This is a genomic window from Paenibacillus sp. YAE3 (genome assembly GCF_057546105.1).
Window position 1 is genome coordinate 253947 of sequence record NZ_BAAIYF010000008.1, and the last position, 16226, is coordinate 270172.

Below are 16226 nucleotides of genomic sequence, written 5' to 3' on the forward strand. Positions count from 1 at the left end.
GTGCATAGCTTTTATTGTACTATACATGGGCTGCCGAGTACAAAATTTTAAGGAAATTAGCCGTTAACCTTCGATTCCCTGCGAAAAAAATAACCGCGCCCAGGCTTTGTCAGCTTGTGCACGGTTATCGAGGCGGATTCCCGCATCAAGGTTTAGGGGAGGTCCAGCCGTCATCCATCTTGCGCAGCTGGCGCTCGTCGGCGGCTTCGCTGCGGCGGATCGCTTCCACGTCGTCCGCGTCGGCAAGCGCCCCGGAAAATTCGACGTCTTCGTTTTTCATGGACATCAGTTCCTTGATTTTTTCCGTTTTGGTCATAATGCGTCCCTTTTTATCACGGCTTGCCATGATTTTGCACCTCTTTCGAATTGGTAAACATGTCTTCAAGACAGCCATCCTTTGGAAAAGTTACACAAATCCGCCCGCTTCTTCGATAATTTTCATCGCTTTATCGAAGGATTCTTCCTCGACCACGACGGTCAGCAAAATATCCCGTCCGGTTGGACCTCCTTGGCCCCCGTCGCTCATGCCGCTGGCCGACGTGTTCGTGGCCGCCAGCACCCCGGCATCGCCGCCGATCGTGTTCCCGAACGTCACGGAGCTCAGGCTATCCATGCCGGTGAGGTTCCGGTCCCCATAAGGATCGGTCCCCGGGTACATGCTGAAGCGGTCGATCGACATGTCCACGACGCGCAGCGATTGCAGCTTCCGGGACACGCTTTCGGCTTCTTCCGGGCTTTTGAAATATGCCAAAATATTTTTTTCGCTCAAAACGCTCACCTGCCTGTCGTATGTCTTCCTTGGCTGTTGCATAGGCTTTCTTTGCCTTTGGTTAGATTTTGCCTTATGCGGACCGAATATGCGCCGGATTCCGAAAGCGCGGCTAGCCGGCTTTGGACACGAAAAAAAACCGGCCAACAAATGGCCGGTTCCCCGTCGTGCTTATATATCCATTATTCCCCGCGGAAAGCGCGTTTCATGCGGTCGAAAAACGATTGTTCATGCTCGTGCGTCTGCTCGCCGTCAAGGGCGGCAAACTGGCGAAGCAGCTCCTTCTGCTCATCGCTCAGCTTGCTTGGCGTAACGACGACGACCTTCACGTGCTGGTCGCCTTGCCCGATGCCGCGCAGGCGCGGAACGCCTTTGCCCCGCAAACGGAAATAAGTTCCCGTTTGGGTGCCCGCAGGGATTTTCAGCTTCACTTTTTCCGTCAACGTCGGGATTTCGATCTCGTCCCCAAGCGCGGCTTGGGCGAAGGTCAGCGGAATTTCGCAGTAGATGTCGTCCCCTTCGCGTTCGAAGAAATCATGGGATTTGACCCGAATGACGATGTAAAGGTCGCCCGAAGGGCCGCCGCGCAGGCCGCCTTCGCCTTCTCCCGTCATGCGGAGCTGGGCGCCGTCGTCCACGCCGGCAGGAATTTTGACATGAATTTTGCGCTGCTTTTTCACTTTGCCGCTGCCGCCGCAAGTCGAGCATTTATCCTTGATGATCTGGCCGGTGCCGTTACAGTTCGAACAGCTGCGGCGATTCACCATGCGCCCGAACGGCGTGTTTTGTACCACTTCCTGCTGGCCGGAGCCGTGGCACACGGAACAGGTTTGCGGTTTCGTGCCCGGCTTGGCGCCGGTTCCATGGCAGGTGTCGCAGTTTTCCGTGCGCGGAATCGTAATATCCTTTTCCACGCCGAATACCGCTTCCTTGAATTCGATGGTCATCGTATATTGAAGGTCATTCCCCCGCTGCGGCGCATTCGGGTCGCGGCGGCCGCCGCCGCCGAAAAACATGTCGAAAATGTCGCCGAAGCCGCCAAAATCCGCTCCCTGGAATCCTCCGCCCATGCCCTGGTTCGGATCGATATGTCCGTACTGGTCATAAGTGGCGCGTTTTTGGCTGTCGCTGAGCACGTCATAAGCTTCCTTGACTTCCTTGAACTTGGCTTCGGCGTCAGCCGCTTTGTTGACGTCCGGGTGATATTGGCGGGCCAGCTTGCGGTAAGCTTTTTTGATTTCGTCTTCCGAAGCGTTTTTCCCGACGCCAAGCACCTCATAATAATCACGCTTATCAGCCACTCTTCCACCCCCGTTGTGTCCTCTGGAATATGCCGCTCATGGAAAAAGGAAAGCCGAAGCACCTGGGATGCCCCGGCTTTGACCTTCCCTTCCTGAACATAACTTTCTTAAGGTTAACCTTGTTTTTTATCCTCGTCAACAACCTCGTAATCCGCGTCGACCACGTTGTCCTTTTTAGCTGCGCCTTCCTGGCCGCCTTGGGCCCCTTCTGCGCCTTGCTGAGCCTGAGCCGCTTGCTCATACAACTTCACGGAAAGCTGCTGCACGATTTCGGTCAACTCTTCAGTTGCTTTTTTGATTTGCTCGAGGTCGTCGGATTCGATCGCCGCTTTCACTTTGTCTTTGGCTGCGTTCGCTTTTTCCACTTCCGCCGCATCGACTTTGTCGCCAAGGTCCTTGATCGTTTTTTCGGTGGAATATACGAGCTGGTCGGCGTTGTTTTTCGCTTCAACCAATTCTTTGCGTTTGCGGTCTTCCTCGGCATGCGCCTCGGCGTCTTTCATCATGCGTTCCACTTCCTCGTCGCTGAGGCCGCTGGAAGAAGTGATCGTGATTTTTTGCGTTTTGTTCGTGCCTTTATCCGTAGCGGACACGTTGACGATCCCGTTCGCGTCGATGTCGAACGTAACTTCGATTTGCGGCACGCCGCGTGGTGCCGGAGGGATGTCCCCAAGCATAAAGCGTCCCAGCGTTTTGTTGCCGGCCGCCATTTGGCGTTCGCCCTGCAGGACATGGATTTCCACGCTTGGCTGGTTGTCGGCGTACGTGGAGAAAATCTGCGATTTGCTTGTAGGGATCGTCGTGTTGCGCTCGATCATTTTCGTGAATACGCCGCCTGCGGTTTCGATACCGAGGGACAGCGGAGTGACGTCCAGCAATACGACGTCTTTGACGTCGCCCGTCAGCACGCCGGCTTGCACCGCTGCGCCTAGCGCGACGACTTCGTCAGGGTTTACGCCTTTATGAGGCTCTTTGCCCGTCAGCTTTTTGATCGCTTCCTGAACGGCAGGAATACGCGTCGAGCCGCCGACAAGCACGACTTTGTCGATGTCGTTCGGAGTCATGCCCGCATCGCTGAGCGCTTGACGGGTAGGACCCAGCGTACGTTCGACGAGGTCTGCGGAGATCTCTTCGAATTTGGCCCGGGTCAGGTTCACTTCCAAGTGCTGAGGAACGCCGTCGACGACCGTGATGAACGGCAGGGAGATCGTCGTGGTCAGTACGCCGGAAAGTTCTTTTTTCGCTTTTTCCGCCGCGTCTTTCAGACGCTGAACGGCAGCTTTGTCTTTGCTCAGGTCGATGCCTTGTTCTTTTTTGAACTCGTTGACGAGGTAATCGATGATGACTTGGTCGAAGTCGTCGCCGCCCAGGTGGTTGTCGCCGCTGGTCGCTTTTACTTCGAAGAAGCCGTCGCCCAGTTCCAGGATGGATACGTCGAACGTACCGCCGCCAAGGTCATAAACCAGGATCGTTTGGTCTTCCGATTTTTCGAGGCCGTAGGCCAGCGCCGCCGCCGTCGGTTCGTTGACGATCCGGAGAACTTCCAGGCCCGCGATTTTGCCCGCGTCTTTCGTTGCTTGGCGCTGGCTGTCGTTAAAGTATGCAGGAACCGTAATGACCGCTTGGGTCACCGGCTGTCCCAGATAGGCTTCGGCATCGGATTTCAGCTTCTGCAAAATCATCGCCGAAATTTCTTGCGGCGTATATTCTTTGCCGTCGATGACTTCCTTGTGGTTGGAGCCCATATGGCGTTTGATGGAGATGATGGTACGGTCAGGGTTCGTAATGGCCTGGCGTTTTGCCGTTTCGCCGACGATGCGCTCACCGTCTTTTTTGAAACCGACGACCGAAGGGGTCGTGCGCGCGCCTTCCGGGTTCGGGATGACGACGGCTTCGCCGCCTTCCATCACGGCTACGCAGGAGTTGGTTGTTCCAAGGTCAATACCGATAACTTTACTCATGAGAAAATATCCTCCTTCATTTATGAATCAGACGCTTTATATTCAAAAGCCGCCGAATTACATGCTGACTTTGACCATGGCCGGTCGCAGCACTCTGTCCTTGAGCATGTAGCCCTTTTGGACTTCCTCAACGACGATGCCTTCTTCGTATTCGTCGCTTTCCACCTGCATGATCGCTTGATGGAATTCGGGGTTAAACGGCTTTCCTACCGAATCCATCGCTTCAAGGCCTTCGGCCTTCAGCACGCCTTCGAGCTGGCGGAAAATCATGTTCACGCCCTTGGCGAAAGATTCGATTTCGGCAGTGTCGCCGGCAGCGGAGATCGCCCGGTCAAAATTGTCGATAATCGGCAGCAGTTCCGTAATCAGCTTGGAGGAAGCGTATTTAGCAAAATCCTCTTTTTCCTTCAAGGTCCGTTTGCGGAAGTTGTCAAAATCCGCTTGGGTCCGCAGTGCGCGCTGCTGATATTCGTCGGCAAGCGATTGAAGACGCTGTACCTCGCTTTGAAGCTGCGCCGGGTCAACCGCTCCCGCATGTTCCTCTTCCGCAGAAGAAGCATCTGTGCCCGCCTCGGCAGCCGCTTTTTCTTGTTCGGCCGCTTCCTCGATGTTTTGGTTTTCATTCAGTTCGTTTTCGTTTTCTTGAAATTGCTGGTTTTCTTTCAAGATGTCTTCACCTCCTTAATATGCTCTATCTTTTTGGCGTCAAACTTACTTTTCTTTAGCGACGTTCATTCATTTCGGCCGCCTCGCATCTTGATGACGTTATGAATGCGCAGCACGGCCGCAGCGACTTCGCCGGCCGTCAGCAGTCCATGGATTTTAACGAGCGCGGGATCGACGATGCCTTGATCCTCGTAATGGATGACAAGCCCGGTATCGCAATCGATGCCCATGCCGTCGCAATGTTCAGCCAGCTGCGCGGCACGGGCCTCTTCCATTTTTTCGAGCGGATTGTAGCCGGCGTTTAGCAGAATTTGAGCCATCGGCTTGCGCAGGGCGGCGGCCACGGCGGCAATGCCGTAGGCTTCCATCCCCTTCACCGCCTCGCGTCGGCGCTCCAGCTCATAGGAAACGGCAAGCTCCGCGGTCCCGCCGCCGGGCAGAATCCCGCCGGAGATAGCCGCCTGCAGCGCGGAGGCCGCATCCGCGGCAATCCGGGCCGCTTCGCCGACGACCTCGGCCGTGCTGGCCCCGACGATCAGCGTGACGACAGGGTCTTCCTTCTGTCCGCCGCTGCGGATCCGTACGCGCTCCAGCTGTTCGTCGTAACGCGCCTGCGGAGTAAAGCCGAGCTGTCTTGACAACGACTCCGGCTCCTTATGTAAAGCCGTCCGCCGCAGCGGCACGGCTCCCGTCATCAGGCTGACGCGGGCCAGGTCCTTCCGGCTTACCCGGGGAACCACCATGATGCCGTGGTCCATGCAGAACTGCTCAGCATCCGGATGTATTCCCTTTTCAAGCAAAATCAGGCCAACGCCAAGTTCCGCCAGCACATGCAAATCGCGGGCAAATCGTTCCCGCAGCTCCATATAGCGGGCAAAACCAGCCTCGGTCGTCAACACTTCCTCATCCAACGTTTCCGGCTCGAGCGCATCGTGCAAAACAAGGATACGGGTATCGGAAAGATCCGGGGCATCATGCGGATACAAAGGCGCCTGTCTCAGCAAAAGTCCTTCAAATACTTCATTATTGCCTTTTTCATGGGCCGTAACCGCTTCGGCGAGGGAATAGGAAGGATCTCTCAGCTTGCGCAGCCCGACGATCCCGGCTGCTTCCATGACAAGCGAGACGATCTCCTCCCGCTCCCTGCCGGCAACATAGACGGCTTTGGCCAGCAAAGGATCGTCCAGGTCGCCGATCTCCCTCGCCCTGCTCCGGAGGGAATCGGCCGCCATGCGGACGCCCTGCTGCATGCCGGCCACGACTTTGGATGCAGGCACCCCTTTGACGATTTGGGCGACGCCTTCCTGAACGAGCGCTCCGGCCAGGACGGTGGCCGTCGTCGTGCCGTCCCCGACTTTTTGCTGCTGCGACCGGGCCACCTGGATCAGGAGCCTGGCCGCAGGATGGCTGACGTCCATTTTATCGAGGATGGTTACCCCGTCGTTGGTAATGATCACTTCCCCGCGGTCTCCCACCAGCATGACGTCAAGCCCTTTGGGTCCGAGGGTTCCTTCGACCGCCGAGGTGACGGCGCGAACGGCATTGCTGTTGTTAAGCAGCGAAGCGTAACGTTCCTCGCCTTCACGCACCGGCTGCTGACCTTGACTCATCCGTCTTCCAGCCTCCCTTATTTATTCAGCTTCGACAGCATCGCGGTCAGATCCTTGGACAAAATGCCGAGCAGGCTCATCACCTTGGCGTATTCCATCCGCGTAGGGCCCAAAATGCCGATCGTTCCGAGCGCTTCCCCGTCGAGCGAATAGGTCGCCGTGATCAGGCTGCAGTTGGCAAACGCCTCGTGGTCGTTTTCGGTGCCGATCCGCACCTGAACCCCGGCCGCCCCCTGCATCGAAGCCATCATTTTCGTCAGCGTCGGCGTCTCTTCAAGAAGATCCAAAATATCCTTCACTTTCTCGACGTCTTTGAACTCGGGCTGCGTAAGCATATTCGTCGCGCCGCTCAAATACACGCGCTGGTCGGACTCTTCTTCGACGAATATGTTGTCCAGGATGCTCATGATCTCTTCGAAATTGGTCAAATGACGCTGCATTTCCTGGCCGAGCTCGCGATAAAGCCTCGTTTTCAGCTTGTAGAGCGGAACGTTCACCAGCTTGTTGTTCAGCAGGTTGACCACTTTTTCCATTTCCGAAACGGAAACGCCTGGCGGCACGGACACGGTTTTGCTTTCGACCTGGCCCGTGCTGGTCACGATAATCGCCACTGCGGTCGTTTCGTTCAAGGATAGCAGCTGAAAATGACGCAATGACGTATGAAAAACTTCCGGCCCAAGCAGGATGGAAGTGTAGTTGGTGATATTGGAAAGAATCATGGCCGCATGCTGGATCACCTGCTCCGTGGCGTTCAGCTTTTCCGCGAAAAAAGCGCGCAGCGTGCGCAGCTCGGCGGAAAAATTCTGGTACGTCGGATCAAGGTGGTCCACGTAATATCGATAACCTTTATGAGAAGGGATGCGCCCGGCCGATGTATGTGGCTGCTCCAAGAAACCAAGCTCCTCCAAATCAGCCATTTCGTTACGTATGGTCGCAGGACTAAAGCCGACATCTCCCCGTTTCGATATGCTGCGCGAGCCGACAGGTTCCGCAGAACGGATGTAATCGTCCACGATGGCATTCAGAATTAATCTTTGGCGTTCGGTTAGCATGTCTTCCCCTCCCTTTGGTCGTTCATTTTGCATCGTTAGCACTCTACTGCAATGAGTGCTAACCGCTACTACAAAAATACCAAACTGACCTGAGCATTGTCAAGTCGGTTCGGCATGTGCGGGGGATTCTGTGCTTGTGTCACGATTGGCGGTTTAAGGCGCCCTGTTCTTCATTCTTCACGGTCAAGTCCCTCACCTGACGCAAAAACCGCTTCCTCACAACCCTGAACACCGGGTTTGCTTGAAAGCGGTCCACGTTTGATCTCCATAAACGGTATTAATCCAGCATCTTCAGCACGGCGATCTCGTCGCAGCAGGACTGCTTGCTGCAGTTCACGCAGTCGGTCCACACCTTTTCCGGAAAGATCTCCTTCTCCACGACCGAAAAGCCGTTTTTCACGAAAAAGGATACCTCGTACGTCAACGCCATGATTTTCGGAATGCCCTGCCGTCTGGCTTCTTCGGTCAGCTTGTTTACGAGCATCGAACCGATGCCGAGTCCCTTGTACCCGTCCATGATCCCCAGGGACCGGATTTCGACCAAGTCGTTTCCGAGGCGGCATAACGAGCCGCAGCCGATGACGGCGCCGTCCACTTCCGCCACGACGAACTGGTCGAGCTGCTTCTCCAGCACCTTGCGGGACCGGGGCAGCATAATCCCTTTTTTCGCATATCCATCGATCATCTGAAAAAGCGGCTCGATATCCTCCGGGACCGCAACCCTGCACGTCACTACAGCCGGCATCCTACTTCTCCTCCTATTCGAGGATGGGGCAAAACAGGCTGTAGCCCGGGGACATTTGCGCATCCTCTACGCGTCGCTGTTTTATAATATGAATAAATATACAACATCGCGTATAGAAGTGCAAGCCTATTCTTTGATCGTCAAATAGCCGATAAATTCGCCGAATACGTCGTTTCCGAACAAGAGCCCCTTTTCGCTGAGGCGGTATCCCGCATCCGTCGGTTCAAGCAGGCCCGCATCCAGCATTTTATGCAGCGGCTCCGCAAACACGTCTTCGATCCGGACTCCGAACTGCTCCTCGAAATGGCGGTTCGACACCCCGCTCAGCACGCGCAGGCCGACCATCATGAAATCCTCCATCGCTTCCTCGCGGGAAACTTCGAACGACTCCAGCCGCGGCAGCCCTTCCTTCGTCGCTTCCGTATACGGGTTGACCCCTTTAATGTTCATGTGGCGCCGGCGCCCGACATAGCCGTGGGCCCCCGCCCCAAGTCCGTAATAATCTTCGTTCAGCCAATAAGCCATGTTGTGACGGCTGTGGTAACCGGGTTTGGCAAAATTGCTGATCTCATATTGCACGTAGCCGGCTTTTTTCATCCGCTCCATTAATAGAAGGTACATTTTCAGCTCTTCGTCTTCGCTTGGGAGCGGCAGCTGGTTTTTTTTGTACATCGTATGGAAAAGCGTGTTTTCCTCGACCTTCAGGCTGTAAATGGAATAATGCGGCAGGTCGAGCGCCAGCGCTTTGTCCACGCTTTCCGCGAGCATCTCCACCGTCTGGTTCGGCAGGCCGAACATCAGGTCGATCGACAGGTTTTCGAAGCCGGCTTTGCGGGCGTTTTCGAGGCTTTGGTACACGTCGTCCGTATCATGGATGCGCCCGATGCCCTGAAGCAGCTCGTTCTGGAACGATTGCACGCCGAAGCTGACGCGGTTGACGCCGCCTTCGCGCATGACCGACAGCTTTTCGAGGTCCGTCGTACCCGGGTTCGCCTCCATCGAAAACTCGATGTCTTCGGCCCAATCCGGAAAATAGGTGCGGACCGTCTTCAGGAAGTAGGCCATCTCGTCCGGCTTCAGCACGGTCGGCGTGCCGCCGCCGACGAAAATGGACCGGATGACGCCCGGAGGAACCTCCTTGACGGTCCGTTCCATTTCGCGTTCAAGCCCCTGCAAATATTCCATGACCGGCTGATTTTTCAGCACGTAGGAATTGAAATCGCAATAAAAGCACTTGTTCGTGCAAAAGGGAATGTGAAGATAGACCGCCTGCGGTTTCGGTGTTCCTTGGGATCGGTCGCTCGCCGTTTGCGGCTGTAATGCTGTCATGGTTCAATTCCCTCCTTGTTCTGTACATTTTAAAAAAGCCCCAACCCTGTGGGGCTAAAGCTCCGAAAGCGGCGCATCCTTTTTCGGGAATGAAAACGAACACGCCCTATAATCATGGGAAAAGCCGCTCCAGCGGCTCTTCCGTCACATTGAACTTAGTTGTCGTCGATTTTCAGGACGGCCATGAACGCTTCCTGCGGCACTTCGACGGAGCCGACCTGCTTCATGCGTTTTTTGCCTTCCTTTTGTTTCTCCAGCAGCTTCCGCTTCCGCGAAATGTCGCCGCCGTAACATTTGGCAAGGACGTTTTTGCGCATCGCTTTGACGGTTTCGCGGGCCACGACCTTCGTTCCGACGGAGGCCTGGATCGGCACCTCGAACATTTGGCGCGGAATCAGCTCGCGCAGCTTTTCGCAAATGACCCGCCCGCGCTGGTAAGCCCGGTCGCGGTGCACGATAAACGACAATGCGTCCACCTGCTCGCCGTTCAGCAAAATGTCCATTTTCACGAGATTGGATTTCCGGTACCCCGACATTTCATAGTCGAACGACGCGTACCCTTTGGTTCCGGATTTCAGCTGGTCGAAGAAATCGTATACGATTTCCGACAGCGGGATTTCGTAGGTGATCGTGACCCGGGTCGTATCCAGGTACTCCATGTTCACGAATTCGCCGCGTTTGCCCTGGCACAGCTCCATGACCGTACCGACATAATCGTTCGGCACGATGATCGCCGCTTTGACGTAAGGCTCTTCCACCGAATCGATTTTGCCGATTTCCGGATAGTTCGACGGGTTGTCGATCTCGATGACGTCGCCGTTCGTCAGCGTAACGCGGTAAATAACGCTCGGCGCCGTGGTGATGAGCGGAATGTTGAATTCCCGCTCGATGCGCTCCTGGATGATCTCCATATGAAGGAGTCCGAGGAATCCGCAGCGGAAGCCGAAGCCGAGGGCGCTCGAGGTTTCCGGCTCGAAGCTGAGCGACGCGTCGTTCAGCTGGAGCTTCTCCAGCGCTTCACGCAAATCGTTGTATTCCGACGTTTCGATCGGGTACAAACCGCAGTATACCATCGGATTGATTTTGCGGTAGCCCGGCAGCGGCTCCGGCGTCGGGTTTTTCGCGTCCGTGACGGTATCGCCGACCCGGGTATCCCCGACATGCTTGATGCCGGCCACGATGAAGCCCACGTCGCCGACCTTGAGTTCGTCCACGATCGTCATCCGCGGCTTGAACGCCCCGACTTCGATGACCTCGAACGTTTTGTTCGTCGCCATCATTTTGATTTTGGAGCCGGCTTTAATGCTGCCGTTGACGACGCGGACATAAACGATGACGCCTTTGTACGGGTCGTAATGCGAGTCGAAAATGAGGGCCTTCAGCGGCTCGTCCGCTTCGCCGGACGGCGGCGGAACCTGCTTGACGATCTGCTCCAAAATTTCCTTGATCCCGATCCCCGCCTTAGCCGAAGCAAGCACGGCTTCGCTGGCGTCGAGGCCGATGACGTCTTCGATCTCCTGCTTGACGCGGTCCGGATCGGCGCTCGGCAGGTCGATTTTGTTGATGACCGGAATGATCTCCAAATTGTTGTCCAAAGCCAAGTACACGTTGGCCAGCGTCTGGGCTTCGATTCCCTGCGCGGCGTCCACGACGAGCAGCGCGCCTTCGCATGCGGCGAGGCTTCGCGACACTTCATAGGTAAAATCGACGTGTCCCGGCGTGTCGATCAAATTGAGCAAATATTCCTGGCCGTCATCCGCCTTGTATGTAAGATGTACGGCCTGCAGCTTGATCGTAATGCCGCGTTCGCGTTCCAAATCCATCTGATCGAGCACCTGATCCTGCATTTCACGGGACGTCAGCGCGCCGGTGTACTCCAAAATCCGGTCGGCGAGCGTCGATTTGCCGTGGTCTATATGTGCAATGATGCAGAAATTCCGAATATTTTTTTGCCTTGCTTGTACGTCTGTCATGCCCTACCCCCAAAACAGCCTGATGTGTCAATCAATTCATTATAGCAGTTGAAATAAAGGCGGGCAATCCCACTGGCGGGCCGGAATTACTCGGTGATGGAATCGAAGACGGAGACGACCAGCCGGATGCCTTTTTGCGATAGATTTTGCAGCAGCCCGGCCGTTTTGTCCGCCAGAACGTCCACCGTCGGTTTGCCCGTCTCCGGCGACAGAATTTGCTCCGGCGTTTGCGGGCCGTCTTCCTTCACTTCGACCTGCTCGGGCTCTTTTTCCTCGATCTTAAAACGGTTCGAGCTTTTGGGCGCAGGGGCTTGTCCATTGCCCGCCGCCGCGGCTTGGGTGCTTGCGTATGCCGGGTTTTTCCCGGAGTCGGGGGCGGGCCCGCCGGAGCTTGCCAGCTGCATGCCGACCAGCACGCCGATGCCGGCCCAAACGCCCACCATCCAAATTCTTTTCGCCCATTTCGACATGACCGGTCTCTCCTTCCATCCATTTCCGTCTTCGCTTTGGATTAACTGCCGGACCCTGCTTTTTGCGCGGAACCCGACTTGTCGGCGCTGGCTTTCTCCGCTTTTTGTTCCTTGAAATACACTTCGGCGATCATTTGCGCCAGGACGTCTGCGGTTCTCTTCAATTCTTCCTCGGTGCTGTCGATGCCGCCGACTTCGATCAAAATGCTGTGCTCCGACAGGGATTGGTTATATTCGCCGTTGCCTTGAGATGAAGTTTTGCCCCAAACTCCGCGCGATATTCCCGGATACGATTTCTCCAAACGCTCGTGGATGGCATTGGCGAACGCCTCGTTTTTCCGCCAGTTTTTGTTGGCGTGGCCGATGATGAAAAACACCTGGGCATAATTTTGTCCATGAATGGACGTAGTCGTTTTCCCGTGTTTTTGGGAATCCCGGTGGATGTCGATCAAGTAGGCGAGCCCGTTGTTTTGCGCCATGGCCTCTTTAACCGTTTGACGGGAATATTTATATGAATAGTTATAATTGTAATTATCAACGGCCGACATATAATCTTTTTGCGAATGGATCGCCCCTACCCCCATCTTTTCCAGCTTGTCGGCCACGTATTTCCCGACCAGCATGACGTTTTTGTCGGGCGACGTGGAGCTCGGGTTCTCGCTGGTTTTGCCCAGCAGCGGGTTATACGCCTCTCTCGGGTGCGAGTGGTAGATCATCACGACCTTTTTGCCTGCGTTTGCGGCGGGCGGCGTCTGCGCTTTGTCCTGCCCTTTCGGCTCCTGCTTGGCCGCTCCCGGCTTTCCGGGCTCTTTTTTGGCGCCGGGCTCGGGCTCTTTTGCCGGCGGCTTCTCCGCCTCTTTGGGTTCCTCTGCTTTGGACGGCTTCTCGCTTTTGGCCTCCGTTTCGGGTTCGGGCGGCAGATGGAAATCTTCGGGCGGGTCTAAGTTCCGGTTGCCGGAGGCGCTTCTCAGCAGCACCGGATCGGTCGTCCCCATGCCCGGCATTTCCTTGGCCAGCAGGCTTTTCGGATCGCGGGGATTCACGCTCGTCAGCATTTGGAACACGAAGGTGGTCATTTTTTCGCCCGAAAACGCCGACGTTCCCTTTTCCTTATCCAGATGCGGCACCTCCATGCCCAGCATGTCCATAAAAAACCCGCTGGACAGCGATCCCGCAAAACCTTTCATGGACGAAACGGGGGAGGTGTTCAATTTGTTTTCCGCCATCCCGCCCAGCCCCAGCATGACAAAAAATAGAAACGACCCGAGCATCAGCAGCAAAAACGTCCGCCCCATCGACAGCATGTGCAGCATCTTCGTTCTCCATTTGCGGATATTCCACAGTCGAAATCCATTTCTCATTGTGTCGTCCTCCTGAACTCTCTTATACTTCAAAACTATGAGCCCGGAAGATTCGCTAGAACCAAAAATGATATATTTGCGAGAAAAAAAGAAGCCGCGATAGATTCGCAGGCTTCCTGATTCGTTCGTAACGGCCGAGCGGTCCTAGTGGGTGTAGGCTCCCGAATTGCCCGGATCCACGGCCTCGTGCAGCGAGGCGTTTAATCCGCTGGCCACGATGTTGGCGATATCCTCGATAAATTCGTCGATTTCTTTCGGCGTGACGATCAGGTCATGGCCAAGCGGCTCCAGCACCTCTTTGACCAGGGCCAGCCGCTCGTTTTCGGAGATGCTGTCCAGCAGCCCCATGATTTCGCGCGTCTGGTCTTGGTTCCCGCCGAAATGCTTCTTCATCATTTCCATCACGTTGTTGACGATCGTCGAAGCATAACATACCGTCGGCACGCCGATGGCGATGCAGGGAACGCCGAGCACCTCTTTGGTCAAGCCGCGCCGCTTGTTGCCGATGCCCGAACCCGGGTGGATGCCGATATCGGCGATTTGGATCGTCGTGTTCACCCGTTCCAGCGAACGGGAGGCCAGCGCGTCGATCGCGATGATCAGGTCCGGCTTCGTCCGGTCGACGATGCCCTGAACGATTTCGCTCGATTCGATGCCCGTAATGCCGAGCACGCCCGGCGCGATCGCGCTGATTTGGCGGTAACCCGGCGCGACCTGATCCGGCATCAGCTCAAAATATTGGCGGGTCACCAGCACGTTCTCCACCACGAGCGGGCCGAGCGAGTCCGGCGTGACATTCCAGTTTCCGAGGCCGACGATAAGCACCGTGTCTTTCTTTTGAATGCCGATCAGCGTCAGAAAATCCTCGAACTCCCTGGCAAAAGCCTCCGTCACCCGTTCCTGCAAACCGGTATCGCCGTTCCGAAGTCCAGGCACCTCCAGCGTCACGTAATGGCCTTTGATGCGGCCGATCGCTTGCGAACCTTCGTCCGTCAGCACGTTCAGCCGGGTCACCTTGATCCCGTCCTTTTCCGATACCTCTTCATCCACGCCCGGGATCGAATCCGGATATTGCTTCGCGGCCAGCTCTCTGGCGTCCACCGCCAAATCGGTGCGCACGTTGTATTTTTGCAGATCCAATTCCATCTCAAAATCATCCTCCTTTGCCTTTTTCGTTATATTGTGCGGGAGGCGGCCTCCGATTATGCAAGCCTTAGTATTGCTTTTTGCGGTACCCCATGCTAAACTATTTTAAGTTGTGAACCATTTGAAGTTCTCGAATGCCTTACAGGAGGTGAATGCAATGCCAAACATTAAATCCGCCGTTAAACGCGTAAAAACGAACGAAAAACGCCGTGCGCTTAATGCTTCCCAAAAATCCGCGCTCCGCACAGCCGTGAAAGCTGCTGATGCCGCGCTGGCTAATAACGAAGTTGAAGCTGCTAAAGCTGCAGTTCAAGCCGCTTCCCAGAAGCTGGACAAGGCTGTGACAAAAGGTCTCATCCACAAAAATGCTGCAAGCCGCAAGAAATCCCGCTTGGCGCAAAAACTGAACGCCCTGACTGCACAAGCATAAGGTGCGCTATCCATACGATGAAAATGAAAAGTCCTGAACAGCCAATCCAGCTGGTCAGGACTTTTTGATTCAATATCCCGTACATACATTTTTCCTGCAATCAAGCCCACTCATCAAGTCAGGAGGTTGACGAGCAATGGAAATCTGGAAGAAAAACTTATGGGTTTTATGGTTCGGTTCTTTTATCGTCTCTTCAAGCTTCTCCATGGTGGTTCCGTTTCTCCCGATCTTTCTCATCCAAATCGGCACGACCGAAAACGTTGAAATGTGGTCCGGCTTGCTGTTCAGCAGCGCGTTTTTGGCAGGGGCGCTATCCTCCCCGTTCTGGGGCGCCGTCGGCGACAAATACGGCCGCAAGGCGATGATCGTTCGCGCCGGTTTCGTCCTGTGCGTCATTTATATCCTGACTTCGTTCGTGACCAGCCCGGTTCAGCTGCTCATCTTGCGGATTCTGCAGGGCCTGCTTTCCGGCTTCATCCCCGGGGCGATCGCCATCGTCGGCACCAACACGCCCGAGCATAAAGTCGGCTATGCCCTCTCTACGATGTCGACCGCGACGGCGACGGGCAGCATCATGGGGCCGCTGCTTGGCGGCGTGCTGTCGAAGCTTTTCGATAACCGCTTGGCGTTCGCCAGCGCAGGGGTGCTTTGTTTTCTTGCCACTCTGCTCGTTATCTTTTACGTCAAGGAAGAAAAATTCGTTCCCGGCAAAGGACGCGTGTCCGTGCTCAGCACGATCAAGCTGGCCGCCGATAACAAGCTGCTTCTGGTCGTGCTGCTGCTGACGATGTTTACGCAGTTTTCGGTCATGACCATCGAACCGGTGCTCCCGCTTTACATCGTGGAGATCGGCCATTCGGCTTCCGACGCCTCGATTCTGGCCGGCATCATTTTTTCCCTGGTCGGCATCGCCAGCATCCTGTTCGCTTCCCGCTGGGGGAAACTTGCGGATAAAATCGGCTTTCAGAAGGTGCTTTTGATCGGGTTGTTTGCCGGAGGCGTCGGCTCGCTGCTGCAAATTCCTTTCCATAACATTTGGGCGTTTTCGGTCGTCCGGTTTTTGTACGGATGTTTCTTCTGCGCGGTATTCCCGGCCCTCAACGGCCTGGTGGTACGTGCGACTTCGGCCGAATTCCGCGGCAGGGCCTTCAGCTTGAGCCAGACGTCGAACCAGCTGGGCGGCATGCTCGGCCCGCTTGCGGGCGGCGCCATCAGCGGCGTGTTCAGCATCCATACGGTCTTTTTGCTGACCGGCATTTTGCTGCTGCTGACGATGGGCCTTGCCTTGTGGTCCGGACGATTCAGCCGCCAAACGGAAACGCCTTCGTCCTCTAGGGCGATAAATCACTAAAGCGCTTACCTTGGCTGCCACGGTATGAGGCTCAGAAAGCCCTCGCCCGCTTTAAGCGGAAC

Annotated in this window: 15 protein-coding genes; 2 read left to right on the forward strand and 13 right to left on the reverse strand. The window is 55.6% G+C overall.

All coding sequences use genetic code 11. From position 1 onward, the window contains the following. Positions 1-145: 145 nt before the first annotated feature. The 13 genes from AC27KL_RS17380 to gpr all read right to left on the reverse strand — a co-directional run bounded on the left by AC27KL_RS17380 (position 146) and on the right by gpr (position 14383). Entirely contained in the window at positions 146-346 is a 201-nt protein-coding gene (locus AC27KL_RS17380; protein ID WP_036712349.1) for a YfhD family protein, read from the reverse strand. Positions 347-406: 60 nt separating this feature from the next. Then, the gene (locus AC27KL_RS17385) at positions 407-769 is read right to left on the reverse strand and encodes a hypothetical protein (protein ID WP_212947238.1); all 363 of its coding nucleotides are present in this window, start codon (positions 767-769) and stop codon (positions 407-409) included. A 182-nt stretch (positions 770-951) separates the two neighbouring features. After that, positions 952-2070, reverse strand: a complete 1119-nt coding sequence (gene dnaJ / locus AC27KL_RS17390) for a molecular chaperone DnaJ (protein WP_212947240.1) — start codon at positions 2068-2070, stop codon at positions 952-954. 113 nt (positions 2071-2183) lie between these two features. Beyond that, a complete protein-coding gene (dnaK, locus tag AC27KL_RS17395) occupies positions 2184-4031 on the reverse strand; it encodes a molecular chaperone DnaK (RefSeq protein WP_212947241.1) in 1848 nt (615 codons plus the stop codon). 57 nt (positions 4032-4088) lie between these two features. After that, positions 4089-4697, reverse strand: a complete 609-nt coding sequence (gene grpE, locus AC27KL_RS17400; RefSeq protein ID WP_339324057.1) for a nucleotide exchange factor GrpE — start codon at positions 4695-4697, stop codon at positions 4089-4091. 65 nt (positions 4698-4762) lie between these two features. Then, a complete protein-coding gene (locus AC27KL_RS17405; RefSeq protein WP_487170472.1) occupies positions 4763-6307 on the reverse strand; it encodes a TCP-1/cpn60 chaperonin family protein in 1545 nt (514 codons plus the stop codon). Positions 6308-6324: 17 nt separating this feature from the next. Continuing rightward, on the reverse strand, positions 6325-7359 hold the full coding sequence (hrcA, locus tag AC27KL_RS17410; RefSeq protein WP_339324055.1) for a heat-inducible transcriptional repressor HrcA: 1035 nt from the start codon (positions 7357-7359) through the stop codon (positions 6325-6327). 277 nt (positions 7360-7636) lie between these two features. Then, on the reverse strand, positions 7637-8104 hold the full coding sequence (locus AC27KL_RS17415) for an N-acetyltransferase (protein WP_487170473.1): 468 nt from the start codon (positions 8102-8104) through the stop codon (positions 7637-7639). A gap of 126 nt (positions 8105-8230) precedes the next feature. After that, complete coding sequence (hemW, locus tag AC27KL_RS17420) at positions 8231-9433, reverse strand: radical SAM family heme chaperone HemW (protein WP_487170474.1); 1203 nt, start codon at positions 9431-9433, stop codon at positions 8231-8233. A gap of 155 nt (positions 9434-9588) precedes the next feature. Next, positions 9589-11406, reverse strand: coding sequence for a translation elongation factor 4 (lepA, locus tag AC27KL_RS17425; protein ID WP_212947251.1), 1818 nt, complete (start codon positions 11404-11406; stop codon positions 9589-9591). Positions 11407-11492: 86 nt separating this feature from the next. Continuing rightward, positions 11493-11876 (reverse strand): hypothetical protein, encoded by a 384-nt coding sequence (locus tag AC27KL_RS17430; protein ID WP_487170475.1) that lies wholly within the window; start codon positions 11874-11876, stop codon positions 11493-11495. Between the two features lie 41 nt (positions 11877-11917). Next, positions 11918-13237 (reverse strand): stage II sporulation protein P, encoded by a 1320-nt coding sequence (locus AC27KL_RS17435; protein ID WP_487170476.1) that lies wholly within the window; start codon positions 13235-13237, stop codon positions 11918-11920. A 144-nt stretch (positions 13238-13381) separates the two neighbouring features. Then, on the reverse strand, positions 13382-14383 hold the full coding sequence (gene gpr, locus AC27KL_RS17440) for a GPR endopeptidase (protein WP_487170477.1): 1002 nt from the start codon (positions 14381-14383) through the stop codon (positions 13382-13384). 157 nt (positions 14384-14540) lie between these two features. Here gpr and rpsT point away from each other — a divergent pair, with 157 nt between their 5' ends. Together rpsT and AC27KL_RS17450 are read left to right on the forward strand one after the other, a co-directional pair. Next, entirely contained in the window at positions 14541-14813 is a 273-nt protein-coding gene (gene rpsT, locus AC27KL_RS17445; RefSeq protein ID WP_036715251.1) for a 30S ribosomal protein S20, read from the forward strand. A gap of 136 nt (positions 14814-14949) precedes the next feature. After that, complete coding sequence (locus tag AC27KL_RS17450; RefSeq protein ID WP_036715250.1) at positions 14950-16164, forward strand: MFS transporter; 1215 nt, start codon at positions 14950-14952, stop codon at positions 16162-16164. Positions 16165-16226: the final 62 nt, after the last annotated feature.